Raw genomic sequence first — 26,513 nt, 5'->3', positions numbered from 1 at the left:
GGAGGTTTCTGCCATGGCTGAAACGTTCGTCCAGAACACCGATGACGTCGTGAAGTTTCTGACCGATCAACACAACCTGATCAAGGACCTGTTCGAAGAAGTGCTGAACGCGTCGGAAACCGAAGCGCGTGAGAAGGCGTTCGCCGACCTGCGGCAGCTGCTGGCCGTCCACGAGACCGCCGAGGAGATGGTGGTCCACCCGCGCGCCCGCAAGGAGGTCGCCGACGGCGAGGCGATCGTCGACGCCCGTCTCAAGGAAGAGCACGAGGCCAAGGAGTTCCTCTCGCGGCTGGAGAAGATGGACATCGGGTCCAAGGAGTTCATCGACGAGCTCAAGAAGTTCCGCGAGGACGTGATCGAGCACGCCGAGCTCGAGGAGCGCGAGGAGTTCAGCCACCTGCAGAAGAACCTCGACGGTGACGACCTCAAACGGATGGCGGGCGCAGTGCAGGCCGCCGAGGCGATCGCGCCGACCCACCCGCACGCCGGCGTCGAGTCGGCCAAGGCCAATTTCGCGCTCGGGCCGTTCGCCTCGATGCTCGACCGGGCTCGTGACCTCATCGGCGCGGCGGTGAAATAGCCGCCCTCATCCGCCGCCGATTCTGAACCTGTGTTCGACGAATCGTAGATTTTCTCGCGCACACGTTCAGTTTCGACGAGAACTCGCCCGCCCCCGGCCGGCCGGACGCCATCGGCGTGACGGCGACCGGGGGCGGGTTTTTCCGCTGAATTCGACCCCTCTGATGCGGGTTGACATAATGCGAGCAGCAATTCAGCCGGGAGTTGCGGCCTGGGGAGTGGAGGGACTCAGCAATCCACGAATTTCCGAGGTCCCGGGCGACACACCGGGCCGGAAGCTGAGTCACAGGGGTAACACCAGGCACACTAGTAACTGTCAACTACGCCTGGAGGGTGTTGCCGTGTACCGAGTTTTTGAGGCGCTCGACGAACTGAGCGCGATTGTGGAAGAAGCCCGCGGCGTGCCGATGACGGCAGGCTGCGTCGTGCCCCGCGGTGATGTCCTCGAGCTGATCGACGACATCAAGGACGCGATTCCCGGTGAGCTCGACGATGCGCAGGACGTCCTCGATGCCCGCGACGGGATGCTGCGCGAGGCCAAGGACCACTCGGACTCGATGGTGTCCACGGCCACCGCCGAGGCGGACTCCGTTCTGAACCACGCCCGCGCGGAGGCGGACCGGCTGCTTGCCGACGCGAAGGCGCAGGCCGATCGCATGGTGGCCGAGGCTCGCCAGCACAGCGAGCGGATGGTCGGCGAGGCCCGCGAGGAGGCCAACCGCGTCGCCGCCACCGCCAAGCGCGAGTACGAGGCCAGCACCGGACGGGCCAAGACCGAAGCCGACCGGCTCATCGAGAGCGGCAACCTCGCCTACGAGAAGGCTGTGCAGGAGGGCATCAAGGAACAGCAGCGCCTGGTGTCGCAGACCGAAATCGTGCAGACCGCGACCGCCGAGGCGACCCGGTTGATCGACTCGGCCCACGCCGAGGCCGATCGACTGCGCGGCGAGTGCGACATCTACGTCGACAGCAAGCTCGCCGAGTTCGAGGACTTCCTCAACGGCACGTTGCGCTCCGTCGGTCGAGGTCGGCACCAACTTCGCACGGCCGCGGGCACGCACGACTACGCGGCCCGCTGAGCGCGGAGGGCCGCCAATAACCCGTCGCCGTAAACTCGATACTTATGGCGACGCATGCCAAAGCGGCGGCGCATCGCGCGTCACAATCGCCGCTCGTGATCAACATTTCCCGGCTCGGTAGGCGGCCCGGGTCGATGATGGCCGTCTCCGAGACGGTGTCCAGCCCGTCACGCATCGGACTGGACCTGATCGGGATCGACCAAGGAGCACCGGTGACCCTCGACCTGCGCGTCGAGTCGGTGTCGGAAGGCGTCCTGGTCTCCGGGACGGTGTCCGCGCCGACGACGGGCGACTGCGCGCGATGCCTGACGCCGGTCACGGGGGACGTCGAGATCCACCTCACCGAACTGTTCGCCTATCCCGACAGCGCCACCGACGAGACGACCGAAGCCGACGAGGTCGGTCGCGTGGTGGACGACACCGTCGACCTGGAGCAGCCGATCATCGACGCGGTCGGGCTGGTGCTGCCGTTCGCGCCGCTGTGCGGTCCGGACTGCGCGGGCCTGTGCCCGGACTGCGGTGTGGCGTTGGCCACCGCCGAACCCGGTCACCGCCACGAACAGATCGATCCGCGCTGGGCGAAGCTGGCCGGCATGTTCGACACTGTCGGCGGAGCCGACGATCCCACTGAGGACACGCGTGAGTGACCGCGCTGCGCTGCTGGCGGCGCTGGGTGTCGATCTGCCCGACGAACTGCTCACCATGGCGCTCACCCATCGCAGCTACTCGTACGAGAACGGAGGCCTGCCGACCAATGAGCGGTTGGAGTTCCTCGGCGACGCCGTGCTCGGACTGACCATCACCGAGGAGCTCTACCACCGGCACCCCGACCGCTCCGAGGGCGATCTGGCCAAGCTGCGCGCCAGCATCGTCAACACCCAGGCGCTCGCCGACGTCGGTCGTCAGTTGTCCGACGACGGGCTCGGTGCGCATCTGTTGCTCGGCAAGGGCGAGCTGAACTCGGGAGGTGCGGACAAGGCCAGCATCCTGGCCGACGGCGTCGAATCCCTGCTGGGCGCAATCTATTTGGAGCATGGCAACGCGATCGTCCGCGAGGTGATCCTGCGGCTGTTCGGCAAGCTGCTGGACACCGCGCCCACGCTGGGCGCCGGGCTGGACTGGAAGAGCAGCCTGCAGGAGTTGACCGCCTCGCGCGGCCTTGGCGCGCCCACCTATCTCGTCACCTCGACGGGCCCGGACCACGACAAGGAGTTCACCGCGACCGTCGTGGTGACCGACACCGAATACGGCAGGGGCGTCGGGCGCACCAAGAAGGAGGCCGAACTCAAGGCGGCCGCGGCGGCGTGGAACGCGCTGACCGCCGAGGTAGATGCCTGAGCTTCCCGAGGTCGAAGTCGTCCGCCGCGGATTGGGCGCACACGTCGTCGACAAGACCATCACCGCTGTGCGCGTGCATCATCCGCGCGCGGTGCGCCGGCACGAGGCGGGCCCCGCGGATCTGACTGCGCGGCTGCTGGATTCGCGCGTCGTCGGCACCGGGCGACGGGGTAAGTATCTGTGGCTGACGCTGGACGACGGCTCCGCTCTCGTGGTGCACCTCGGCATGAGCGGGCAGATGCTCTTGGGTGAGGTACCCAACGCGAACCATCTGCGCATCGCCGCCCTGCTGGACGACGGGACCACGCTGAGCTTCGTCGACCAGCGCACGTTCGGCGGATGGATGCTCACCGATATGGTCACCGTCGACGGGACCGAGGTTCCGGTTCCCGTCGCGCACCTCGCGCGTGACCCACTCGATCCGCAGTTCAACCGCGACGGCGTCGTGAAGGTGTTGCGCGCCAAGCACTCCGAGATCAAACGCCAACTGCTCGACCAGACTGTGGTGTCGGGAATCGGCAACATCTATGCCGACGAGGCGCTGTGGCGCGCCAAGGTCAACGGCGCCCGGCTGGCGTCGTCTCTGAGCCGGCCGAAGCTGGCCGAACTGCTCGACGCGGCCGCCGCGGTGATGCGCGAGGCGCTCGATCAGGGTGGGACGTCGTTCGACTCGCTGTATGTCAACGTCAACGGCGAGTCGGGCTACTTCGACCGGTCGCTTGATGCCTATGGGCGCGAAGGCGAACCGTGTCGACGCTGCGGGGCGATCATGCGGCGCGAGAAGTTCATGAACCGCTCGTCGTTCTACTGCCCGCGCTGCCAGCCGCGGCCGCGAGTTCGACGGGAATAAGCTGCGCGAGGGACCGTGTTTGCACGCGACACGCCGCAGAAATTTGGCATTTTGCGGTCGCTCGCGGAGAAGAGGAGTCATGACCGAACTGTGGGTTGAGCGGACGGGGGCGCGGCGCTACACCGGCCGCAGCTCGCGCGGCGCGGAGGTGCTCGTCGGCGGCGAGGACGTCGACGGCGTCTTCACGCCGGGCGAACTGCTGAAGATCGCGCTCGCGGCCTGCAGCGGGATGGCCAGCGACGTGCCCTTGCAGCGGCGCCTCGGCGAGCAGTACCGCACCACGATCCGCGTCTCCGGGGACGCCGACCGCGAGCAGGAGCGCTACCCGCTGCTCGAAGAGCGGATGCAACTCGACCTGTCCAGGCTGTCCGAGCAGGAGCGGGCGCGGGTGCTGACCGTGGTCGAGCGCGCCATCGACCAGGTCTGCACCGTCGGCCGCACTCTCAAGTCTGGGACGGAAGTGACATTTGAGGTAGATGATGCAGGAGTTAGCTGAGGTACGCCTGACGGCATGGGTGCACGGGCATGTGCAAGGTGTCGGGTTCCGGTGGTGGACGCGCGCCCGTGCACTGGAACTGGGGCTGACGGGATTCGCGGCGAACAAGCCCGACGGCCGCGTTCAGGTGGTCGCCCAGGGCCCACGCGAATCCTGCCAGAAGCTGCTTGACCTGCTGCAAAGCGGAGAAACGCCGGGTCGGGTCGACAACGTCGTCGCCGACTTCACAGAACCTCGCGACTCGCTACAAGGGTTCACCGAGCGATAGCCGCCGCGGCGGTAGTGTGGCACGTCGTGCACCTCAAGAGTCTGACCCTGAAGGGCTTCAAGTCGTTTGCTTCGCCGACGACTCTGCGCTTCGAGCCAGGCATCACGTGCGTGGTGGGGCCCAACGGGTCGGGCAAGTCCAATGTCGTCGACGCGCTCACCTGGGTGATGGGGGAGCAGGGCGCCAAGACGTTGCGCGGCGGCAAGATGGAAGACGTCATCTTCGCGGGCACGTCCTCGCGCCCGCCCCTTGGCCGCGCCGAGGTGACGGTGACGATCGACAACTCCGACAACTCGCTGCCGATCGAGTACTCCGAGGTCTCGATCACCCGGCGGATGTTCCGCGACGGTGGCAGCGAGTACGAGATCAACGGCAGCAGTTGCCGGCTGATGGACGTCCAGGAACTGCTGTCCGACTCCGGTATCGGCCGCGAGATGCACGTCATCGTCGGACAGGGGAAGCTCTCCGAGATCCTCGAGTCGCGACCCGAAGACCGGCGCGCGTTCATCGAGGAGGCCGCCGGCGTCCTCAAACACCGCAAGCGCAAGGAAAAGGCGGTCCGCAAGCTCGACGCGATGTCGGCCAACCTCAACCGGTTGACCGACCTGACCACCGAACTGCGTCGTCAGCTCAAACCCCTCGGGCGGCAGGCCGAGATGGCCCGGCGCGCACAGACCATCCAGGCCGATCTGCGCGACGCACGGCTGCGGCTGGCCGCCGACGACCTCGTCACCCGCCGCGCTGAGTTCGAGAACACCAACCAGGCCGAGACCACGCTGCGGCGCGAACACGATGAGATCGCCACGCGGCTGGAGGCCAAGACCGCCGAGCTGGCCGCGCACGAGGCGGCGGTGAGCAGCCTCAGCGAACGCGCGGACGCGGCGCAGCAGACCTGGTTTGCGCTGTCCGCCCTGGCCGAACGCGTCAGCGCGACCGTGCGCATCGCCAGCGAGCGCGCACAGCATCTCGACACCGAGCCCGAGGCGTCGACGGGCCCGGATCCCGACGCCCTGGACGCCCAGGCCGACGAGGTCGCCGAACAGGAGCGCCGGCTGCTCGGCGAGTTGACCGAGTCGCGCGGCAAGCTCGAGGCGGCCCGCGCCGAACTCGCTGAACGCGAGCGCGTCGCCGCCGAGGCCGAACGCGCGCACCTGGCCGCGGCGCGGGCCGAAGCCGATCGCCGCGAGGGTCTGGCGCGGCTCTCCGGCCAGGTCGACACGATGCGCACCCGCGTGGAATCGATCGACGAAACCGTCGCCCGCCTCACCGGCAGCATCGACGAGGCCGCCACCCGCGCGCAGCAGACCCAGGCCGAGTTCGAAACCGTGCAGAGCCGCGTCGGTGAACTCGACGCCGGCGAGGTCGGTCTCGACGAACACCACGACCGGACGGTCGCCGCGCTGCGGCTCGCCGACGAACGGGTCGCCGAACTGCAAGCAGCCGAGCGCGGCGCCGAACGTCAGGTGGCCTCGCTGCGCGCGCGTATCGAAGCCCTGTCGGTCGGCCTCGACCGCAAGGACGGTGCCGCCTGGCTGCAGAAGAACCGCGGCGGCGCAGGGCTTCTCGGTTCGGTCGCCAACCTGCTGAAGGTGCGCAACGGCTACGAGGTGGCCGTTGCGGCGGTGCTCGGTGCCGCGGCCGACGCGGTGGCCGCCGAGAGTCCGGGGGCCGCCCGCGCAGCGGTCGCGGCGCTCAAGGAGTTCGACGGCGGCCGCGCGGCGATCGTCCTCAGTGACTGGCCGAACCGCGAAGTACCGCAGGCACAGTCGCTGCCCGACGGCGCGGTGCGCGCGGTCGACCTGGTCGAGGCGCCGCCACGGTTGCAGGGCGCGGTCAGGGCCATGCTCTCCGACGTCGTGGTGGTCTCGGACCTGGCGGCTGCGCTGGACGCGGTCGCAGCGCATCCGACGCTGCGGGCGGTCACCACCGACGGCGATCTCGTGGGCCCGGGCTGGGTCAGCGGCGGGTCCGACCGCAAACCCAGCACGCTCGAGATCGCATCGGAGGTCGAAAAGGCTCGCGCCGAGCTCGCCGAGGCCGAGAAGCAGGTCAACGAGCTGTCGGCGGCGCTGTCCGGTGCGCTGGCCGAACAGGCCAGCCGTCAGGATGCCGCGGAGCAGGCGCTCGCCGCGCTCAACGAATCCGACGCGGCGATCTCGGCGATCTACGAGCAGTTGGGTCGACTCGGTCAGGACGCCCGTTCGGCCGACGACGAATGGCAGCGGCTGATCCAGCAGCGAAATGAGCTGGAAGCCAATCGTTCCCGCACCGTCGATGAACTCACCGAACTCGAGCAGAGGCTGCACAACGCACAGCAGGAGCCGACGTTCGAAGCCGAGCCCGTCAACCGGCAGGAGACGACGGCAGCGGCAGAGGCGGCCCGCGGCGCTGAGGTGGAGGCCCGGCTGGCGGTGCGCACCGCCGAAGAGCGCGCGAATGCCGTTCGCGGGAAGGCGGATTCGCTGCGCCGAGCCGCTGCCGCCGAACGTGAGGCCAGACTGCGCGCCACGCGTGCCCGCGAGGCTCGTCGGCATGCAGCGGCCGTGGCCGCCGCGGTGGCCGAATCGGGTCGCGTTGTGGCGCAACGGCTCAGCGCCGTTGTGGCGGTGGCCTCGCGCGCCCGCGACGAGGTGGCCGCCGAACGGCAGCACCGGGCCGCCGCGCTGGCCAAGACACGTGACGAGGTCAACGAGCTCGCGGCCAAGGTCAACGGCCTCACCGAGGCGCTGCACAAGGATGAGGTCGCCAAGGCGCAGGCCGCTCTGCGGATCGAGCAGCTCGAGGAGCAGATTCTCGAGCAGTTCGGCATGGCGACCGCCGACCTCATTGCCGAGTACGGACCCGACGTGCCGCTTCCGCCAACGGAATTGGAGATGGCCGAGTATGAGCAGGCGCGCGAGCGCGGCGAACAGGTCACCGCGCCCGCCCCGATGCCGTTCGACCGGGCGACGCAGGAACGGCGCGCCAAGAAGGCCGAGCGAGAGCTCAACGAGCTGGGCCGGGTCAATCCGCTGGCGCTCGAGGAGTTCGCCGCGCTCGAGGAGCGCTACAACTTCCTATCCACCCAGCTCGAGGACGTCAAGGGGGCGCGCAAGGACCTCCTCGACGTGATCGAGGACGTGGACGCCCGCATCCTGCAGGTATTCACCGAGGCCTACGCCGACGTGGAACGTGAGTTCACCCAGGTGTTTTCGACGCTGTTCCCCGGCGGAGAAGGCCGGCTGCTGCTCACCGACCCCAACGACATGCTGACCACCGGCATCGAGGTCGAGGCGCGTCCGCCGGGCAAGAAGATCAAGCGGTTGTCGCTGCTGTCCGGCGGTGAGAAGTCGTTGACGGCCGTGGCCATGCTCGTCGCGATCTTCCGCGCGAGGCCGTCGCCGTTCTATGTGATGGACGAGGTCGAGGCGGCGCTCGACGATGTGAACCTGCGCCGGCTGATCAGTTTGTTCGAGCAGCTGCGTGAGCGTTCCCAGCTGATCGTGATCACCCACCAGAAGCCGACGATGGAGGTCGCCGACGCGCTGTACGGGGTCACCATGCGCGACGACGGCATCACCGCGGTCATCAGCCAGCGCATGCGGGGGCAGGAACTGGTCGGCGCGGCCAACTAGGTTTCGACGTTACGAACCGCACAGCGGCCGGATGCACCATCATATGGTTAATTGACGGTCTTGAAGGTTCGGGGGATGGCGGATCGGGCCACTGCGGCAAGTGAGCGATGCGGGGCGTGTGACAACGACCTTCGGACCACTGCGCGCTTCTGCGACGCGTGTGGCGCGCCGGTCGCACCCTCAGCCGCGAAGCGCGAGCACAAACAGATAACCGTACTGTTCGCCGACGTGGTCGGCTCGATGAACCTTGCGGCGACCCTCACCGCCGAGCGACTACAGGAAGTCATGAACTCGCTGTTCAATGGAGCATCGGCGGTGGTCCAGCGCTATCAGGGCACCGTCGACAAGTTCACCGGCGACGGGCTGATGGCGCTTTTCGGTGCCCCACTGGCGCTGGAGGACCATGCGTTGCGTGCGTGTATCGCGGCGCTGGAGATCCAAGTGGTCGCCGAACGTCTCGCGGACGAGGTCCATCGCCGGGACGGTGTGGACCTGAAACTCCGTATCGGGCTGAATTCGGGCGCCGCCATCGTCGGCGAAATCGGTTTGGGGCCAGGTCGATATACGGCGGTCGGCCATCCCGTCGGGCTGGCACAGCGGATGGAGGCCGGGGCCCCACCGGGGGGTGTGATGTGCTCACTGACAACGGCACGGATGGTCGAAGGCGCCGCCCGGTTCGGGGCCGTCGAAACGATCGCCGTGAAGAATGCCGGCGAGGGCGTTCCGGCGCGCCGGCTTCTCGCTATCGAGTCCGATCGCCGGGTGGTCGGCCGCAACGAGGGCCTCATGCTCGGCCGCGATGATGATTTGCGCCTTCTTCGAGACGTCGTCGATTCCAGCCGCGGCGCCCTGGTTGGAATTGTGGGCGCCCCGGGTGTCGGCAAGAGTCGCCTGATCAGCGAGTTCGGTGCCGTCGTCGCGGGCCCGGCGGTACGGGTTGTCACTGCTCGGTGCGAGGCCCACATCACGGCCGTCGCATTCCGCGTGCTCGCCCGACTTTTGCGCGCGTTGTTCGATGTGCAGGAGGCGAGTGACTCCGAGGCGCGGCAGAAGACGATCGCTCAGTACAACGGCCAACTCGCCCCGGACTCCGCCGACGCGAACATCCTGTTCGAAGCAATGGGTATCGCTGAACCGACCGCGGACGTGATCCACGTCAGTGTCGACGGCAGGCGGCGCAGGCTTGCCGCGTCGATTTGTGGCGCACTACGGGCCTTCAAATGGCGCACCGTTCTGTTCGTCGACGATGTGCACTGGATCGACGCGCCGAGCGACGCCGTTCTCGCGGACGTGGCGGCCAGGCTCGGAACAACGACAACGACGATGGTCATCACGTACCGCCCGGAATATGCTGGCGCGCTGCGACACCATTCGCACCGAACCATCGCATTGCAACCGCTCACGGACAAGACCACCGCTCGCCTGGTCAGGCAACTGCTCGGTCGAGATCCTTCCGTGGAGGGCATGGCGCAGAGGATCGCTGTTGCAGCCGCAGGTAATCCGTTCTTCGCTGAGGAGATCGTGCGCGATCTCGCCGGACGCGGTGTGTTGTCGGGAAGTCGCGGCGATTACCGACTCGCGAGCACGGCCGAGGAGATCGCCGTCCCGGCCACAGCCCAGGCAGTGCTGGCGGCTCGTATCGACCGATTGTCCGCCGAGTCCAAAGCGATCCTCAACGCGGCGGCCGTGATCGGCACCCGTTTCGATCCGGAGACGCTGAACATCCTGATTCCGGAGATGGATTCCCGCCAGTTGGCCGATCTGGTCTCCGCGGAGTTGATTGATCAAACGGAATTCGTTCCCCGTCAACGCTTTTGCTTCCGACACCCACTTGTGAGGACGGTCGCATACGAGTCGCAGCTGGGCTCGACACGCGCGCTGGCGCACGCCAGGCTGGCTACCGCGATCGAGGAGCGCGACCCAGGTGTCAGTGAGAACGCGACGCTCATCGCTACCCACCTCGAGGCGGCCGGCGAGCTCACCCGGGCTTACCGCTGGCATCTGCGCGCCGCCGAATGGCTTCGATACCGCGATCTTCCCGCCGCACGGGCGGAGTGGGACAGCGCGCAACGGATCGCCGACCGGTTGGCCGGGGACGATGATGACATCGTCGCCATGCGGATCACGCCGCGAACCATGCTGATCTCGACGGCGCTCTACGTGGGCGACGACGACGCTGGCGAGCGGTATCAAGAGCTAAGGGACCTGACGACGCGCATCGGAGATGTGACGTCGCTGGCGCTTGCAACGGCCGGTCGAGTGATGTCACTGATTCTGAACAACAAATGCGTCAGGGACGCCGCGGTATTGGCGGACGAGCTAGAGGCGATGGTGGCGCTGGTGGACTGTGACCCCGCCACTCGGAGCATCATCCTCGTAGCGGTGGCCTTCGCGCGGTTCACAGACTGTGATTTCGACGCCGCTCTGCGGGTCATCGAGGAGATGGTGTCGCTGACTCGAGAAGAGCCAACAATGGAACTAGCTGTGTCAAAGTCGATCTCGGCGTACATCGCGATCTGTCGTGGTGAACACCGGCGAGGAAGATCACTTCTCCAAGAGGGTCTCGACACGGCACGCTCGCTTCACCCTGCCAACTACGCGATCATCTTGAATTATCTCGGCATTCTGGTCGCCGTCGGCATGCTACGCGCAGACGAACTTGTCGACGAGGTGTCTGACGCCCTGCGGCGTGCGGAATCGTTCGGTGGCATCTGCGGCATCATCTGTGCGGAAAGCGCCTGCGGCACTGTGCTGTTGCGCACCGGCAAAGAGATGCGTGATGAGGCGATGACATTGCTCCGACAAGCCCGAACCAACATGCGAAGGTATTCGGTGTTCACGATTGTTGACGGCACGATCGGGGCGGACCTGGCGGTGGGCGCTTACCGCAATGGGCAGCGAGACGAAGCCATCGACGATCTGCGCGCCCTGGTCGCCGCTCACATCAACGACGGATCCCGGCTCATCGCTTGTCGGACGGCGGAAGCTCTCGTCGAATTGCTCATTGATCGGGGTTCGGCTGACGATCTCAACGAGGTACGTCGATTCCTGGCCGATTCGCGGTCTTGGCATCCGGGCTTTCCCGCGGCGGATCTTTGGGGCCTCCGGTCGCGCGCGCTGTTGGCCAGGGCACACCGCGACCCGGCCGGCTACGCCGGGTTCGCGTCCGAATACCTGGCGTTGTGCGAGACACTGAGTGCTCAAGGGAGAATCGCGGATGCGCGGCGAATGGTGAACGAGTCGGTCGAGCGGTCTGCGGGTTGATCGTGGCGACGGTGCTGGCCTACACCTCACCCGCCCTTGGGCACCTGCTGCCGATCGGCGCTTTGATGGCGGAACTGTGCAGCCGTGGGCACACGGTGCACATGCGCACGCTGTCCGGAGGCGTGGCCATCGCCAAACGCCTGGGATTCACCGCCGACGCGATCGACCCGCGGATCGAAGCGATCGAGATGGACGATTGGAAAGGCCGTAATCCGATTGCCGCGCTCAAGCTCTCGGCCGCGGCTTTCGCGCGGCGTGCCGCGCTCGAAGTCGACGATCTGACCGAGGCCGTGGCGCTGGTCAAGCCCGACGGTTTGATCGTCGACGTGAACAGTTGGGGAGCATTCTCGGCAGCCGAAGCGGGCGACGTTCGGTGGGCGTGTGTGTCGCCCTATATCCCGCCGCTGCGATCACAAGGAGTTCCTCCGTTCGGTCTCGGACTCCGACCGCTCGCGGGTCCGCTCGGCGCAATCCGCGATGCCGCGGTGCGTGCTCTCGTGTTCAGTGGAGTCGAGAACGTCATGCTGCCGCGCATCAATGCGGTCCGGACGAATGTCGGCGTGGCTCCGATCGCGTCGGTCGACGAGTTTCTTAGGCGGTCACCACTGATGATGATCACGACCGCCAAGCCCTTTCAATACCCCCAGACAGTCTGGGGAGGTGGTGTGCAGATGATCGGACCTTGCGACCTCGATCCCGTCGAGGATACGGAGCCGGATTGGCTGGCCGCCATAGAGCGGCCGATCGTGCTCGTCACCTCATCGAGCGAGAAGCAAGCGGATTTCGATCTTGTTCCCACCGCATTGAGTGCGTTGGCAGACGAGCCCGTCCATGTCATTGCGACGATGCCGGCCGGTCAACGTGATGGGGTTGCAGTACCGCATAACGCGACGCTGTCTGAGGTTCTGCCGCACGGAGTGATCCTCGACCGTGCCGTATGCGCGGTAACCCACGGCGGAATGGGTGTGACCCAAAAGGCGCTGGCTCGCGGTGTTCCGGTGTGTGCGGTCCCATACGGGCGTGATCAATTCGAAGTTGCCCGTCGGGTGGAGGTCGCGGGGTGCGGCACTCGCCTCCCTGCGAGGCGACTATCGCCTCCGCGACTGCGCGAAAAGGTGCGTCAAGCGATGAAGATGACCGACGGAGCACGCCGGGTGGCCGATGGGTTCGAAGCCGCCGGCGGAGTCGCACGCGGAGCGGATCTCGTTGAGCAACGTGTATTCGGTTGAGCCGGGGTGAACCCCAGCCCCCAACCCATCCTGAGACAATGGCGCCGTGACTGATGTGGGCTCGATGGGTTTGTGGATCGCGATCGCGGTCATCGCCGTTTTATTGGTCGTCGCGCTCGTCGTCGGGCTGGTGCGGTATCGACGCCGGCGCATCCGGCTGTCGAAGACCGAGACGGCGACGCAGATCGACCGTTCGGGTGGCTACACCGCCTCATCAGGGATCACGTTCTCGCAATCTGCGCCGACCGCGCCTGCCGAGCGGATCGACACCACCGGCCTGCCCGCCGTCGGCGACGACGCCACGATTCCGCGTGATGCACCGAAGCGCCCGATCGCCGATGTGCAACTACCCGAGCCGCCGGTCGAGGAGCGCCCCGCTCCCGCGCCTCCCGAACCGGCGCCCGTCGTCGAGGAGCCTGCCCCCGTCGTGGAGGAGCCGGCGCCCGTCGTCGATGAATCGGCGACCGTCGTCGATGAACCCGCGCCCGTCCTCGACGAGATCGCACCGACCGAAGGACGGCTCGAGCGGCTGCGCGGCAGGCTCGCCAAGTCGCAGAACACTCTCGGGCGCAGCATGTTGGGGCTGCTCGGCGGCGGCGACCTGGACGACGAGTCGTGGGAGGAAGTCGAAGACACGCTGCTGATCGCCGACCTGGGGCCCGTGGTGACGGAGTCGGTGGTCGCCGCGCTGCGCTCCCGGATGGCCAGCAGCCGGGTGCGGAACGAGGCCGACGCCCGCGGGGTACTGCGCGAGGTCCTCATCGATGCACTGCAGCCCGACCTCGACCGCTCGATCAGGGCTCTGCCGCACGCGGACAAACCCTCGGTGCTGCTGGTCGTCGGGGTGAACGGAACCGGTAAGACGACCACGGTCGGCAAGCTGGCCCGCGTCCTGGTCGCCGACGGCCGCCGCGTCGTCCTGGGGGCGGCCGACACTTTCCGCGCGGCCGCGGCCGACCAGTTGCAGTCGTGGGCGTCGCGGGTGGGCGCCCACGTGGTGCGCGGCGCCGAGGGCGCCGACCCCGCCTCGGTGGCCTTCGACGCCGTCGACGAGGGCATCAAGGACGGCGCCGACGTCATCGTCATCGACACCGCCGGACGCCTGCACACCAAGACCGGGCTGATGGACGAGCTCGGCAAGGTCAAGCGCGTCGTCAGCCGCCGTGCCGAAGTCGACGAGGTGCTGCTGGTGCTCGACGCCACGATCGGCCAGAACGGCCTGCCACAGGCCAGGGTGTTCGCCGAGGTCGTCGACATCACCGGCGTGGTGCTGACGAAGCTCGACGGTACGGCCAAGGGCGGAATCGTTTTCCGCGTGCAGCAGGAACTGGGCGTTCCGGTCAAACTCGTCGGACTCGGCGAAGGCGCAGACGATCTCGCTCCGTTCGAGCCCGCGGCGTTCGTCGACGCGCTGCTCGGCTGATCCGACGCGTCGGCACAGGCTGTGCGCGGCGGCTGGATCCGCGTGGAAACACGAGCGTAACGCTTCGGGCGTGTCCGTTCACTTAGTGGAAACGGAACAGAATCACCGGTGAAACGCGAGCCGAAGAGTCTCTTCGGGAGGCCGATCCGATCGGCGCACTTCCCAAGGAGGTTCACACAAAGTGGTTTCAGCCTTACCCCTTGCCCTACCCGATGATGCGTTCGCGCCGTTCGGCCCCGACGGGTTGAGTTCCGGCGACACCGCATGGGTGCTCACCGCCGCGGCGCTGGTTCTGTTCATGACGCCCGGTCTCGCGTTCTTCTACGGTGGGTTGTCGCGCCAGAAGTCGGTTCTGAACATGATGATGATGTCGTTCGGAACCCTCGGCGTCGTCAGCGTCGTCTACGTGCTGTGGGGCTACTCGATGTCGTTCGCGTCGGCGCACACCGGCAACAGCGACATCGCGGGCATCTTCGACAATCCATTCGCGTTGTTCGGGCTGAGCCCACTTCTGGAGACCCTGGAGGTGGACGGCACCACCCTCTACGTCCTGGGCGGATTCGGCTCCGTGCCCGCAATCGTCTGGGCGGGCTTCCAGTTGACCTTCGCGGTCATCACCGTCGCGCTGATCAGCGGCGCGGTGGCCGAGCGGATGAAGTTCGGCACCTGGCTGGTGTTCGGCGCGATCTGGGTGACGGTGGTGTATTTCCCACTCGCTCACATGGTTTGGGGTGGCGGCCTGCTGTCCGGTGCTGAGAACGGCATCGCGGCCAAGATGTTCGGCGTCGACGAAGAAGGCACCGCGAACGTCTCGCCGATCGACTTCGCCGGTGGCACCGTCGTTCACATCAACGCCGGCATGGCCGCACTGGTGCTCGCGATTCTGCTGGGTAAGCGGACCGGCTTCGGCAAGGTCGCCTACCGTCCGCACAACATTCCGTTCGTGATGCTGGGCGCGGCCATCCTGTGGTTCGGCTGGTTCGGCTTCAACGTCGGATCCGAGGGCGCGGCCGACATGCTCGCCGGCCAGGTCTGGGTCAACACCACCGCCGCCACCGCCGCCGCGATGCTGGGCTGGTTGCTGGTGGAGCGCATCCGGGACGGGCATGCGACCAGCGTCGGCGCCGCGTCGGGCGTCGTGGCCGGCCTCGTCGCGATCACACCGGCCTGCGGTTCGCTCTCGCCGATCGGGTCGTTGATCCTGGGTGTCATCGCCGGCGCGCTGTCCGCGCTCGCGGTCGGGTTGAAGTACAAGTTCGGCTACGACGATTCGCTCGACGTCGTCGGTGTTCACCTGGTAGCGGGCTTGTGGGGCACCGTGGGCATCGGCTTGCTGGCGATGGAGACCGGGCTGTTCTACGGCGGTGGCTTCCAGCAGTTGGTCGTTCAGGTGGTGATCGCCTTGGTCGCGGTTATCTTCACTGGCATCATGACGGCGATCATTGCCTTTATCGTCAAGCCATTGGGTTGGCGCGTCACCCCGGAGGATGAAGACACCGGCATCGATGAAACCGAACATGCCGAAACTGCTTACGAGCTCGTCTGATCGGCAACAATTTCCTCGGAAGGGATCGACTACATGAAGCTGATTACTGCGATTGTCAAGCCGTTCACGCTCGAAGACGTCAAAACCGGGCTCGAGCAGACGGGTATCCTCGGGATGACCGTCAGCGAGGTTCAGGGCTACGGCCGCCAGAAGGGACACACCGAGGTCTACCGGGGTGCTGAGTACTCCGTGGATTTCGTGCCGAAGGTGCGTGTCGAGGTCGTGGTCGAGGACTCCGCCGTCGACAAGGTTGTCGATGTCATCGTCCAGGCCGCACGAACCGGGAAGATCGGTGACGGCAAGGTGTGGGTGAGCCCCGTTGACACCGTGGTCCGGGTACGCACCGGAGAGCGTGGAGCCGACGCCCTTTGAGCCTCTTGCAGAGCTGAGAGTTCGTCTCCGTCCGATCGCACACCGTGAGCAGTTTTACAGGGGGAGAGGACGAGATGAGTGAGCCCAGACCCCAGGCCGCCGCCGGCGCCCCTCAATGGGTGGCGCCGGCGGCGGGTTCGTCTCGTCCGGCGACGGACCTCTGCGCCGCGATCAAGCAACTGTTGACAGGCGGTGCCCGCCAACTGGATTCGGCCGCCCTGCGCCACGCACTGCAAGATCTGCACGAATTCTGGCTGACCACCAAGGCCACCGAGATCGGCATCACGCCGACCAGCGGCTTCGCCATCGTCGCGACCGGCGGCCTCGGCCGGGGCGAGTTCGTGCCGCATTCCGATCTCGACCTGATGCTGTTGCACGACAACATGCCGCACGACGTGGTCGGTCAGGTGGCAGAGCTGTTGTGGTATCCGTTGTGGGACGCCAACATTCGCATCGACCACAGTGTGCGGACGGTACCCGAGGCGTTGAAGGTGGCCGGTGAGGACATCTCGGCGGGGTTGGCGATGCTGGAAGCGCGTCACATCGCCGGTGACGCGGACCTGTCCACGCTGCTGATCGGGGGAGCCCGTCGGCAGTGGCGCACCGGAATCGCCTCGCGCTTCGATGAACTCGTCGATCACACCCGGGCGCGATGGCAGCGCAGCGGGGAGATCGCGCACCGGGCCGAACCCGACCTCAAGTGTGGTCGCGGCGGTCTGCGTGACGTGCAACTGCTCAACGCACTGGCGATCGCGCAACTGGCCGACGTGTATCCCAACCACACGTTGGCGTCCCCGCTCGGGTCGCTGGGGCAGGCCCACCTGGCGTTGCTCAACGTACGCACCGAACTGCACAGGGTGGCCGGCCGCGGGCGCGACCTGCTGCTCGCCCAACACGCCGACGAGATCGGTGCGGCTCTGCACATCGGCGACCGCTTCGATCTGGCCCGGATGCTGTCCGACGCCGCGCGCACCATCAGCTTCTACGTCGACGCGGGGATCCGCACGGCAGCCAACGCGCTTCCCCGTCGTGGTTTTGCGGCATTGCGCCGTCCGCCTCGCCGCCCCCTCGACGAGGGGGTCATCGAGTTCGCCGGCGAGGTCATCCTCGCGCGCGACGCCCGTCCCGAACGCGATCCCGGCCTGATCCTGCGGGTGGCCGCCGCGTCGGCGACCACCGGGTTGCCCATGGCGGCCTCGACACTGTCGCGGCTCGCCGAGGCCGCCCCCGAACTCCGCACGCCCTGGCCGCGCCAGGCGCTCAAGGATCTGCTGGTGATGCTGGCCGCCGGACCGTCGGCGGTCGCCACGATCGAGGCGCTGGACCGCACCGGTCTGTGGGGGCGTCTGTTCCCCGAATGGGGTGCGGTTCGCGACCTCCCTCCGCGCGATGTGGTGCACATCTGGACCGTCGACCGGCACCTCGTCGAAACGGTCTCGCGGGCAAGCGCTTTCACCACACGGGTGGCTCGCCCGGACCTTCTGATGCTGGGCGCGCTGTGCCACGACATCGGCAAGGGACGCGGTGGCGATCACAGCGTCATCGGTGCGGAGCTGGCCACTCAGATCGGGACCCGGCTGGGGATGTGGCCGTCGGATGTCGAGATTCTGTCGAAGATCGTCCGCCACCACCTGCTGCTGCCGCACACCGCGACCCGCCGCGACCTTCAGGACCCCAACACGATCTCGGCGGTGGTCGAGACCCTCGACGGTGACCTCGTCCTGCTGGAGTTGCTTCACGTGCTGGCCGAAGCGGACTCGTTGGCGACCGGACCCGGCGTCTGGGGGGACTGGAAGGCCTCGCTCATCGGCGATCTCGCGCACCGCTGCCGGATGGTGATGGCGGGGGAGCCCCTACCGCAACCGGATCCTATTGAGCCGCGGTATCTTTCGCTCGCCAAGCAGGTGGGTGTTCATCTCGAGCTGTCGCCGGGGGACAGCCCGCAGATCTACAACGTGACGGTCATCGCCCCCGACCGCCGGGGCCTGCTGTCCAAGGCGGCGGGCGTGCTCGCGCTGAACTCGTTGCGTGTCCACTCCGCCTCGGTGAACGGTCACGAGGGCTCGGCGATCAACACATTCGTCGTCTCTCCGCATTTCGGGTCCCCACCCGCGCCTGAGGTCCTGCGCCAGCAGTTCATCCTCGCGCTCGAGGGTGAACTCGACGTTCAGGAGGCGCTGGATCGCCGTGAACGCGAGGCAGCGCAACACGGCACGTCGCGCGCCGGCGAGGTACCTGCCGCAGTCCCCATCAACCACGTGACCGCGCCACCACGTGTCCTGTGGTCACAGGGTGCCCGATCAGGGGAACTGGTCGTGCAGATCCGCAGCACCGACCGCGCGGGCCTGCTGGCCAGGTTGACCGCCGTGTTCGAGCGCGACGGCATCGACATCGCGTGGGCGAAGGTCACCACCATGGGCTCCTCGGTGGTCGACCTGTTCGGCATCACCGCCGATGAGGGCGTGCGCGACGAGATCGAACGCGACCTGTATGCGGTGCTGCCCGCGCCGCCGCCCCCGAAACCGGTGTCCGAGGCGAGCTGATCACGCCCGTTTCCGCGGCGCACGCCCTGCTCGGGCGCCCCGCTGCCGGCTCCCATTAGGCTGGACGTCGTGTTTGAATCCCTGTCCGACCGGTTGACCGGGGCCCTGCAGGGCCTGCGCGGCAAAGGGCGGCTGACCGACGCCGATATCGACGCGACCACCCGCGAGATCCGGTTGGCGCTGTTGGAAGCCGACGTGTCGCTGCCCGTCGTACGCGCCTTCGTGAACCGGATCAAGGAGCGTGCCCGCGGCGCCGAGGTGTCCGGTGCGCTCAACCCGGCCCAGCAGGTCGTCAAGATCGTCAACGAGGAACTGATCGGCATCCTCGGCGGTGAGACCCGCCCGCTGGCCTTCGCGAAGACACCGCCGACGGTGATCATGCTGGCCGGTCTTCAGGGTTCGGGTAAGACCACCCTGGCCGGCAAGCTCGCGAGATGGCTTCGTGTACAAGGGCATACGCCGCTGTTGGTGGCCTGCGACCTGCAGCGGCCCGGTGCGGTGAATCAGCTGCAGATCGTCGGCCAGCGCGCCGACGTCGCGGTGTTCGCGCCCCACCCCGGGGTGTCGGCCGACGGCGCACCGGACGCGGCTCCCGGTGATCCGGTCGCGGTCGCGGCCGCCGGCCTGGCCGAGGCCAAGGCCAAGCACTTCGACGTGGTCATCGTCGACACCGCGGGCCGCCTCGGCATCGACGACGAGCTGATGAGCCAGGCCGCCGCCATCAGGCAGGCCGTCGATCCGGACGAAGTGATCTTCGTCCTGGACGCGATGATCGGCCAGGACGCCGTGACCACCGCCGAGGCGTTCCGCGAGGGCGTCGGGTTCACCGGGGTGGTGTTGACCAAGCTCGACGGCGACGCCCGCGGCGGTGCAGCGCTCTCGGTCCGCGAGATCACCGGCGTGCCGATCCTGTTCGCCTCCAGCGGTGAGAAGCTCGAGGACTTCGACGTCTTCCACCCCGACCGGATGGCCAGCCGCATCCTCGGCATGGGCGATGTGCTGTCGTTGATCGAGCAGGCCGAGCAGGTCTTCGACGCCCAGAAAGCCGAAGAGGCCGCAGCCAAGATCGGCAGTGGCGAACTGACGCTGGAGGACTTCCTCGAGCAGATGCTGGCGATCCGCAAGATGGGCCCGATCGGCAACCTGCTGGGCATGCTGCCCGGCGCGGGCCAGATGAAGGATGCGCTGGCCGCCGTCGACGACAAACAGCTCGACCGGCTGCAAGCGATCATCCGCGGTATGACGCCCGAGGAGCGCGCCGACCCCAAGATCATCAACGGGTCGCGCCGGCTGCGCATCGCCAACGGGTCGGGGGTGACCGTCGGCGAGGTCAACCAGCTCGTCGAGCGGTTCTTCGAGGCCCGCAAGATGATGTCGCAGATGGCCGGCCAGATGGGAATGCCATTCGGCCGCAAGAACTCTCGCAAGACCAGCAAGAACAAGAAGAAGAGCGGAAAGAACAAGAAGTCGGGCCGGGGCCCGACTCCGCCGAAGGTGCGGAATCCCCTCGGCGCCGCAATGCCGGGTATGCCCGCGGGTTTCCCCGACCTGTCCGATATGCCCAAGGGTCTCGACGAGCTCCCGCCCGGGCTCGCCGACATCGATCTGTCCAAGCTGAAGTTCCCGGGCCAGAAGTAGCGTGACGCTGCCCGTTCTTCATGTCCGCGGCATCGGACTGCCCGACGAGCAACCGGTGGAGTGGTGGATCGACGGTGGTGTGCTCAGCGCCGAACCGGTCAGCGGCGCAGAGACGGTCTTCGGTGCTGATGGGTATGGCGGCTGGATCCTGCCGGGGCTCGTCGACGCGCACTGCCACGTGGGTCTCGGCGATCACGGCCCGCTCGACAACCTCGACGACTGCATCGAGCAGGCCGCGATCGAACGCGATGTCGGTGCGCTGCTGCTGCGTGATGCCGGTTCCCCGATCGACACCCGCAGTCTCGCCGACCACGACGATCTTCCGGAGATCATCCGCGCGGGCCGCCACCTCGCCAGACCCAAGCGCTATCAGCGCGGGTTCGCGATCGAATTGGACGACGAATCCGCGCTACCCGAGGCGGTGGCCGAGCAGGCGCGGTTCGGCGACGGGTGGGTCAAGCTCGTCGGCGACTGGATCGACCGCGAGGTCGGCGACCTGGCGCCGTTGTGGTCCGACGACGTGCTCAAGGCCGCGATCGACGCCGCGCACGACAACGGCGCCCGCGTGACCGCGCACGTGTTCAGCGAGGACGCGCTGCCGGGGCTGATCAAGGCGGGGATCGACTGCATCGAGCACGGAACCGGCCTGACCGACGACACCATCGACCTGATGGTCGAGTACGGCACTGCGCTGGTGCCGACGCTGATCAACATCGCCAACTTTCCGGGCATCGCCGACGGCGCCGCGAAGTACCCGAAATACGCCAAGCACATGCGGGACCTGCACGAGAAGTGCTATCCGCGCATCGCCGCGGCCAGGGAGGCCGGGGTGCCGATCTATGCGGGCACCGATGCGGGCAGCATGGTCGCGCACGGCCGCATCGCCGACGAGATCGAGGCGCTCACCGGTATCGGGATGACGCCGACGCAAGCCCTGGGCGCGGCGTGTTGGAGCGCCCGCGAGTGGCTGGGCCGGCCGGGCATGGAACACGGCGCACCCGCCGACCTGGTGTGTTACGCCGAGGATCCGCGCAACGGCGCCGCCGTCCTCACCCGCCCGGATCTGGTCATCCTGCGCGGCCGCATCTTTTCCTGAGCTCGCGAGCGACCGCAAAATGCCGTGAACCTGCGGCGTGTCGTGCGCAAACGCGGTCGCTCGCGGAATTTAGGGCTGGGCGAAGCCCCAGTCGAACAGTTTGATCGCCTGACCGTAAAGGTCTCCGTTGCCGTACAGCTGCGCGACCACCAATCGGCGGTTGCCGCGTTGGGCGGCGGCGGCGAACGTGTCGCGAGCCAGGTTGGTGTAGCCGGTCTTGCCGACGAGCGTGCCCGGATACCGCTCGAGCAACTGGTTCTGGTTGGTGATCGTCTTCGGGCCGTTGTCGGTCGGGATCAACGACGACGGCTGGCGCACGATCGCGGCGAACACGGGATACCGCAGCGCATGGCGATAGATCTGCGCGAGGTCGCTGGCGGTGGTGAACGACTCCATGCCGGGGCCGTCGAGCCCCGACGGCGATGAGGCACGTGTGCTGCGTGCGCCCAGGGACTGCGCCTTGGCGTTCATCTTCGCCACCGCGACGCGGTAACCACCGAGACCGTCGGCCAGAACGTTGGCGGCGTCGTTACCCGAGACCAACATCAGCCCGTCGAGCAGTTGGCGCACGGTGTAGGCGCGCCCGGCTTTCACTCCGGCACAAGAGCATTCGACGTCAGCGGCCGCCGGCCTTGCTGCGATCACCGCGTTCAGCGGCAGGTGGTCCAGTACCACCATCGCGAGTAGCGCCTTGATAGTGCTCGCGGGTGCATGGGGCTCATAGGGATTGCGCGAAGCCAGGATTCGACCCGAATCGACGTCAGCGAGCACCCAGGCTTGAGCAGGCCCGTCGGGCAGCGCGACAGCGCCCGACGGTTCGCCTCGCGGCTGGGCCGGGGCGGGTGCGGCTAGGCCGATGGCCAGGGTCGTTGCGCAAGTCAGCGCGATGGCCAACGCAGCCGACATGCTTCGCATGACCGCCGAGCGTATCGGCGGGGTTCGGTGTTCCGGTCTCGGATGCGTTGCGATCGAGCAACTTAACCGGTGATCACAGCGCGCCGATGCTGGCGCCGGGACTCAGCGCGAAACCCCAGTCGAACAAGCTGGACGCCTGATCCCAGTAGGTCGGCTGACCGGGCTTATCCATGCCGTACATCAGCGCGACGACCAACCGGCGCCCGTCGCGCTGGGCGGCGCCGACGAACGTCTTCTGGGCGCGGTCGGTGAACCCGGTCTTCCCGCCGAGCATGCCCGGGTAGCGCTTGAGTAGCTCGTCCTGGTTGACCAGGACTTTGTCGCCGCTCTTGGTGGGGAAGACGGCCGTCGGCGCAGCGGTGATCGAGGCGAACACCGGGTTCGCCATCGCGGCGCGGAAGATGACCGCCAGGTCATGCGGGGACGACCACATGTCGATGCCGGGGCCGTCGAGGCCCGACGGTGACGCCGCGTTGGTGCCGTGGGCGCCGAGCAGGGCGGCCTTGGCGTTCATCTTCGTCACGGCGACGTCGTAACCACCGAGCATGGTGGCCAACGTGTTGGCGGCGTCGTTGCCCGACACCAGAAGAATCGCCTCGAGCAGTTGCCGCGTCGTGTAGACCATGCCGGGTGTGACGCCCGCACAGTTGCACTCCACCCGGGTGTCGGCTTCGTTGGCGACCACGGTGGCGTCGAGCGGCAGTTCGTCGAGGACCGTCAGCGCCAGCAGCACTTTGATCGTGCTGGCCGGCGCGTACTGGCCGTACTCGTCGCGCGCGGCCAGCACCGCACCGGTGTCCATGTCGGCGAGCACCCATGCCCGGGCCGGGCCCTCGGGGATCGGTACCGAACCCGACGGTTGGCTGATGCCGACTGGCGCGGCGGTGGCGCCGGATGTACCGAAGGCCACCAGGCACAACACAGTGGTCAAGCAGATCAAGAGCTTCCGCATGGGCAGGCAGCCTAGTCGTGTTCAATCGACGCATGTTGAGCCTCGAGGAGATTTCCGACCGCTTCGAAATACAGCAGCTGTTGATCGACTACTCGAGCGCCATCGACCAGAAGCGATTCGACGACCTCGACCGGGTTTTCACGCCGGACGCCTACATCGACTACCGCGTGACCGGCGGCATCGACGGCCGCTTCCCGGAGGTCAAGGCGTGGCTCAAGGACGTGCTGCCCAACTTCCCGGCCTACTACCACATGCTGGGCAACGTCGATATCCGCATCACCGGTGACACCGGCTCGTCCCGCGCGATCTGCTTCAACCCGATGGTGATGGGCGGTGAGGGCCAGATCTACTTCGTCGGGATCTGGTACGTCGACGAATTCGTACGCACCGCCGAGGGCTGGCGCATGAGCAAGCGGGTCGAGGAGAAGTGCTTCGACAAACTCGTTTGAGCGTGCCCCCGCCGAACCCGATGTCGGCGACGTCGCGTCCGAAGATCCCTCGGTTACATCGACGACGGCCGCGATCAACCCATCAAGCCCGCCTGGAGGGGTGCCCGCAGCGGATTTCTCCCGGTCGGGGCTGTTCTGGCACAATAGGCGGCTGTCTACCGCAGGACCCGTTCTGAGCGATCTTTCGCCGGGCGCTTCTGCGGCGGTCACACGCGCAGGGCAAAACCGGGCCGAGGCAACCCGCTTCGATCGCTGAATTGCCAGCGTGGCAATCACAGGAGAAGACGTAGCACATGGCTGTAAAGATCAAGCTCGCGCGGCTTGGCAAGATCCGCAATCCCCAGTACCGCATCGCCGTCGCCGACGCGCGCACCCGCCGTCAGGGCCGCGCCATCGAGGTGATCGGCCGCTACCACCCGAAGGAAGACCCCAGCCTCATCGAGATCGACTCGGAGCGGGCCCAGTACTGGCTCAGCGTCGGCGCCCAGCCGACCGAACCGGTTCTCGCACTGCTGAAGATCACCGGTGACTGGCAGAAGTTCAAGGGTCTGCCCGGTGCGGAAGGCACGCTGAAGGTCAAGGAGCCCAAGCCCAGCAAGCTGGACCTGTTCAACGCGGCGCTCGCGGAGGCCGAGGGCGGTCCGAGCACCGAGGCGACCCAGCCCAAGAAGAAGAAGGCACCCGCAGCCAAGAAGGCCGCGCAGGCCTCCGATAAGGACTCCGGCAAGGCGTCTGACGAGTCGGATCAGAAGGCCGTCGAGGCCGAGGCCCAGGCCGATCCGGCGCCCGCCAAGGACCAGTCCGAGCCCCCGGCTGAGGGCGAGGACGCCACCGTCGCCGGCGCCACTGAAAGCTGAGTTGGGCCGTGAGTTCTGTCGTCGTCGACGCGGTCGAACACCTGGTGCGCGGAATCGTCGACAACCCGGACGACGTCCGCGTCGACATGGTGACCAGCCGGCGCGGACGCACCGTCGAGGTTCACGTGCACCCGGATGACCTGGGCAAGGTGATCGGACGCGGTGGGCGCACCGCGACCGCGCTGCGCACGCTGGTCGCCGGAATCGGCGGCCGCGGTATCCGCGTCGACGTGGTGGACACCGACCAGTAGCCGGTCAGCATGGACCTCGTGGTCGGGCGCGTCGTCAAAGCGCACGGCATCACCGGTGAAGTGGTGGTGGACGTCCGCACCGACGATCCCGACGCGCGGTTCGCAGCAGGGACGTCGCTGCGCGGGCGCCCCGCCAAGGGCGGCACGGAGCGCCAATACACGATCGAGTCGGTCCGTCAACACGGTGGCCGTCTGCTGGTCCGGTTCGACGGCGTGGACGACCGCAACGCCGCCGACGCGCTGCGCGGCATCGTGTTCCTCGTCGATTCGCGGGAACTGCCGCCGATCGACGACCCCGACGAGTACTACGACCACCAGCTCGAGGGCCTGCGGGTGCGGACGACGGGCGGCGTCGACGTGGGCACCGTCACCGAGGTGTTGCATACGGCCGCCGGTGAGCTGCTCGCGGTCCACGGTGACGAACGCGAAGTTCTGGTGCCGTTCGTCAGCGCGATCGTGACGTCGGTGTCGTTGGCCGATGAGCTCATCGAAATCGATCCGCCGGAAGGCCTGCTGGAGATCTGACATGCGAATAGACGTCGTCACGATCTTTCCCGCCTACCTCGAACCACTGCGACAGTCGTTGCCCGGCAAGGCGATCGAGTCCGGCCTCGTGCAGCTCGAGGTGCACGACCTGCGGCGCTGGACGCACGATGTGCACCGGTCGGTCGACGACGCACCCTACGGCGGGGGACCGGGCATGTTGATGAAGGCGCCGGTGTGGGGTGAGGCGCTCGACGAGATCTGTTCGACCGAAACGCTTCTGGTGGTGCCGACGCCCGCGGGAAGGCTGTTCCGACAGGCCGACGCGGAGCGCTGGGCGGCCGAGCAGCACCTGGTGTTCGCGTGTGGACGCTACGAGGGAATCGATCAGCGCGTCGTTGACGACGCGGCCCGCCGCATGCGCGTCGAGGAGGTGTCGATCGGTGACTACGTGCTGCCCGGCGGCGAGTCGGCGGCACTGGTGATGATCGAGGCCCTTGTGCGGTTGCTGCCCGATGTTCTCGGCAATCCAGCGTCCCATCAACAGGATTCGCATTCCGAAGGGCTTCTCGAGGGGCCAAGCTACACGCGGCCACCCAGCTGGCGAGGTCTCGACGTGCCCGAGATCCTGCTCTCCGGTGATCATGCCAAGGTCGCCGCCTGGCGTCGCGAGCAAGCTTTGAAGCGCACCCGCGAGCGTCGACCCGACCTGCTCGACTGAGCGCGTCAGGTGACGACTTCGACGACTCCGTTCAGATCCATGATGCCGAGTTCGACGACGAGCGCGGGTTGACGCCGGCCGGCTTCGTCGCGGAATGCCCGCAACGCTCCCGACAGCATCTCGGTCTCGTACGCCTTGTCGGTCAGCACCCGGTCGCCGTAGGCCGCCGCGGCCGCGCCGCAGTCGCGGTGCGCCATACCGATCAACCGCGTCAGCCAGTGCAGGTCCACCGAAATAGCGAGGTTGTCCCAGAATGTCTCGTGCCAGCCGGCGAACGCGGGGGCGACCGCGCCGACGGGTCCGCCGGCGAAGGCGAACTGGCTGTAGTTGTTCTGCCAGCCGCGGCCGGACATGTACTTCCACGTGTTGGTGGTGAACCGGGGGTCGATGCATTTCATCAACATCGCCTCATAGCCCTGGTCGAGCTGAGCCGCGGCATGCGGAGCGGTGGCGACGGCCGCGGCACCGAGGCCGAGCGCACCGAGTGCGGCCCGGCGCGAGATGTGCGGCAGGTGTTCGGCTGGAGTCATCAACGCAGCGTGCCGGATTC

General features: G+C 67.2%; 24 protein-coding genes. 21 read left to right on the top strand and 3 right to left on the bottom strand.

Going from position 1 to position 26,513, the window contains the following annotated elements; all coding sequences use genetic code 11:
• Positions 1–13 precede the first annotated feature (13 nt).
• The 16 genes from RMCN_RS16185 (at position 14) to RMCN_RS16110 (ending at position 21,335) form a co-directional block, all read left to right on the top strand.
• Complete coding sequence (locus RMCN_RS16185) at positions 14–580, top strand: hemerythrin domain-containing protein (RefSeq protein ID WP_064402771.1); 567 nt, start codon at positions 14–16, stop codon at positions 578–580.
• A gap of 340 nt (positions 581–920) precedes the next feature.
• Positions 921–1,658: a cell division protein SepIVA gene (gene sepIVA, locus RMCN_RS16180; protein ID WP_064351119.1), complete on the top strand. Its 738-nt coding sequence runs from the start codon at positions 921–923 to the stop codon at positions 1,656–1,658.
• Positions 1,659–1,702: 44 nt separating this feature from the next.
• Positions 1,703–2,305: a YceD family protein gene (locus RMCN_RS16175; RefSeq protein WP_067390903.1), complete on the top strand. Its 603-nt coding sequence runs from the start codon at positions 1,703–1,705 to the stop codon at positions 2,303–2,305.
• Positions 2,298–2,996, top strand: a complete 699-nt coding sequence (gene rnc, locus RMCN_RS16170; RefSeq protein ID WP_064414826.1) for a ribonuclease III — start codon at positions 2,298–2,300, stop codon at positions 2,994–2,996. Before RMCN_RS16175 ends, rnc begins: the two co-directional genes overlap by 8 nt.
• A complete protein-coding gene (gene mutM, locus RMCN_RS16165; protein ID WP_067390900.1) occupies positions 2,989–3,846 on the top strand; it encodes a DNA-formamidopyrimidine glycosylase in 858 nt (285 codons plus the stop codon). The genes rnc and mutM overlap by 8 nt, the downstream gene beginning before the upstream one ends.
• A 79-nt stretch (positions 3,847–3,925) precedes the next feature.
• A complete protein-coding gene (locus RMCN_RS16160; RefSeq protein WP_067390897.1) occupies positions 3,926–4,342 on the top strand; it encodes an OsmC family protein in 417 nt (138 codons plus the stop codon).
• Positions 4,326–4,610: an acylphosphatase gene (locus tag RMCN_RS16155; RefSeq protein ID WP_064351211.1), complete on the top strand. Its 285-nt coding sequence runs from the start codon at positions 4,326–4,328 to the stop codon at positions 4,608–4,610. The genes RMCN_RS16160 and RMCN_RS16155 overlap by 17 nt, the downstream gene beginning before the upstream one ends.
• Positions 4,611–4,636: 26 nt before the next feature.
• On the top strand, positions 4,637–8,224 hold the full coding sequence (gene smc, locus RMCN_RS16150) for a chromosome segregation protein SMC (RefSeq protein WP_201028841.1): 3,588 nt from the start codon (positions 4,637–4,639) through the stop codon (positions 8,222–8,224).
• Between the two features lie 75 nt (positions 8,225–8,299).
• Positions 8,300–11,488 (top strand): ATP-binding protein, encoded by a 3,189-nt coding sequence (locus RMCN_RS16145; protein ID WP_067390890.1) that lies wholly within the window; start codon positions 8,300–8,302, stop codon positions 11,486–11,488.
• Positions 11,489–11,490: 2 nt separating this feature from the next.
• A complete protein-coding gene (locus RMCN_RS16140; RefSeq protein WP_067390887.1) occupies positions 11,491–12,717 on the top strand; it encodes a glycosyltransferase in 1,227 nt (408 codons plus the stop codon).
• Positions 12,718–12,781: 64 nt separating this feature from the next.
• Entirely contained in the window at positions 12,782–14,140 is a 1,359-nt protein-coding gene (ftsY, locus tag RMCN_RS16135; RefSeq protein WP_201028851.1) for a signal recognition particle-docking protein FtsY, read from the top strand.
• 181 nt (positions 14,141–14,321) lie between these two features.
• Positions 14,322–15,686: an ammonium transporter gene (locus tag RMCN_RS16130; protein WP_064414832.1), complete on the top strand. Its 1,365-nt coding sequence runs from the start codon at positions 14,322–14,324 to the stop codon at positions 15,684–15,686.
• Positions 15,687–15,719: 33 nt separating this feature from the next.
• Positions 15,720–16,058, top strand: a complete 339-nt coding sequence (locus tag RMCN_RS16125; protein WP_018600748.1) for a P-II family nitrogen regulator — start codon at positions 15,720–15,722, stop codon at positions 16,056–16,058.
• 74 nt (positions 16,059–16,132) lie between these two features.
• Positions 16,133–18,601: a [protein-PII] uridylyltransferase gene (locus RMCN_RS16120; protein ID WP_064414833.1), complete on the top strand. Its 2,469-nt coding sequence runs from the start codon at positions 16,133–16,135 to the stop codon at positions 18,599–18,601.
• A 69-nt stretch (positions 18,602–18,670) separates the two neighbouring features.
• A complete protein-coding gene (ffh, locus tag RMCN_RS16115; RefSeq protein ID WP_064416712.1) occupies positions 18,671–20,239 on the top strand; it encodes a signal recognition particle protein in 1,569 nt (522 codons plus the stop codon).
• A gap of 7 nt (positions 20,240–20,246) precedes the next feature.
• A complete protein-coding gene (locus RMCN_RS16110) occupies positions 20,247–21,335 on the top strand; it encodes a metal-dependent hydrolase family protein (protein ID WP_064415017.1) in 1,089 nt (362 codons plus the stop codon).
• A 69-nt stretch (positions 21,336–21,404) separates the two neighbouring features.
• Here RMCN_RS16110 and RMCN_RS16105 read toward each other — a convergent pair whose 3' ends face one another.
• Together RMCN_RS16105 and RMCN_RS16100 are read right to left on the bottom strand one after the other, a co-directional pair.
• Positions 21,405–22,250, bottom strand: coding sequence for a D-alanyl-D-alanine carboxypeptidase family protein (locus tag RMCN_RS16105; protein WP_067390880.1), 846 nt, complete (start codon positions 22,248–22,250; stop codon positions 21,405–21,407).
• A gap of 73 nt (positions 22,251–22,323) precedes the next feature.
• The gene (locus RMCN_RS16100) at positions 22,324–23,202 is read right to left on the bottom strand and encodes a D-alanyl-D-alanine carboxypeptidase family protein (RefSeq protein ID WP_067390877.1); all 879 of its coding nucleotides are present in this window, start codon (positions 23,200–23,202) and stop codon (positions 22,324–22,326) included.
• Between the two features lie 32 nt (positions 23,203–23,234).
• On the opposite strand from RMCN_RS16100, the gene RMCN_RS16095 reads away from it, so the two are divergent.
• From RMCN_RS16095 to trmD, 5 genes are all read left to right on the top strand, one after another.
• Positions 23,235–23,651, top strand: a complete 417-nt coding sequence (locus tag RMCN_RS16095; protein WP_067390874.1) for a nuclear transport factor 2 family protein — start codon at positions 23,235–23,237, stop codon at positions 23,649–23,651.
• Positions 23,652–23,944: 293 nt separating this feature from the next.
• Positions 23,945–24,508, top strand: a complete 564-nt coding sequence (gene rpsP / locus RMCN_RS16090) for a 30S ribosomal protein S16 (RefSeq protein WP_064414838.1) — start codon at positions 23,945–23,947, stop codon at positions 24,506–24,508.
• A gap of 8 nt (positions 24,509–24,516) precedes the next feature.
• Positions 24,517–24,759 carry an RNA-binding protein gene (locus RMCN_RS16085; RefSeq protein WP_003881089.1) on the top strand — a complete coding sequence of 81 codons (243 nt, stop codon included), beginning with the start codon at positions 24,517–24,519 and terminating at the stop codon, positions 24,757–24,759.
• Positions 24,760–24,768: 9 nt separating this feature from the next.
• Positions 24,769–25,284 carry a ribosome maturation factor RimM gene (gene rimM, locus RMCN_RS16080; protein WP_067390871.1) on the top strand — a complete coding sequence of 172 codons (516 nt, stop codon included), beginning with the start codon at positions 24,769–24,771 and terminating at the stop codon, positions 25,282–25,284.
• Between the two features lies 1 nt (position 25,285).
• Entirely contained in the window at positions 25,286–25,963 is a 678-nt protein-coding gene (trmD, locus tag RMCN_RS16075; RefSeq protein ID WP_067390868.1) for a tRNA (guanosine(37)-N1)-methyltransferase TrmD, read from the top strand.
• Positions 25,964–25,968: 5 nt separating this feature from the next.
• Here the strand turns inward: trmD and RMCN_RS16070 are convergent, their stop codons facing one another.
• Positions 25,969–26,493 carry a hypothetical protein gene (locus tag RMCN_RS16070; protein WP_064414841.1) on the bottom strand — a complete coding sequence of 175 codons (525 nt, stop codon included), beginning with the start codon at positions 26,491–26,493 and terminating at the stop codon, positions 25,969–25,971.
• Positions 26,494–26,513 lie beyond the last annotated feature (20 nt).

Origin of the sequence: Mycolicibacterium novocastrense (genome assembly GCF_001570485.1) — a bacterium.
Lineage (GTDB): Bacteria > Actinomycetota > Actinomycetes > Mycobacteriales > Mycobacteriaceae > Mycobacterium > Mycobacterium novocastrense.
Note: the sequence above shows the minus strand (reverse complement) of the source record. Positions and strands in the feature narration are given on the sequence as shown.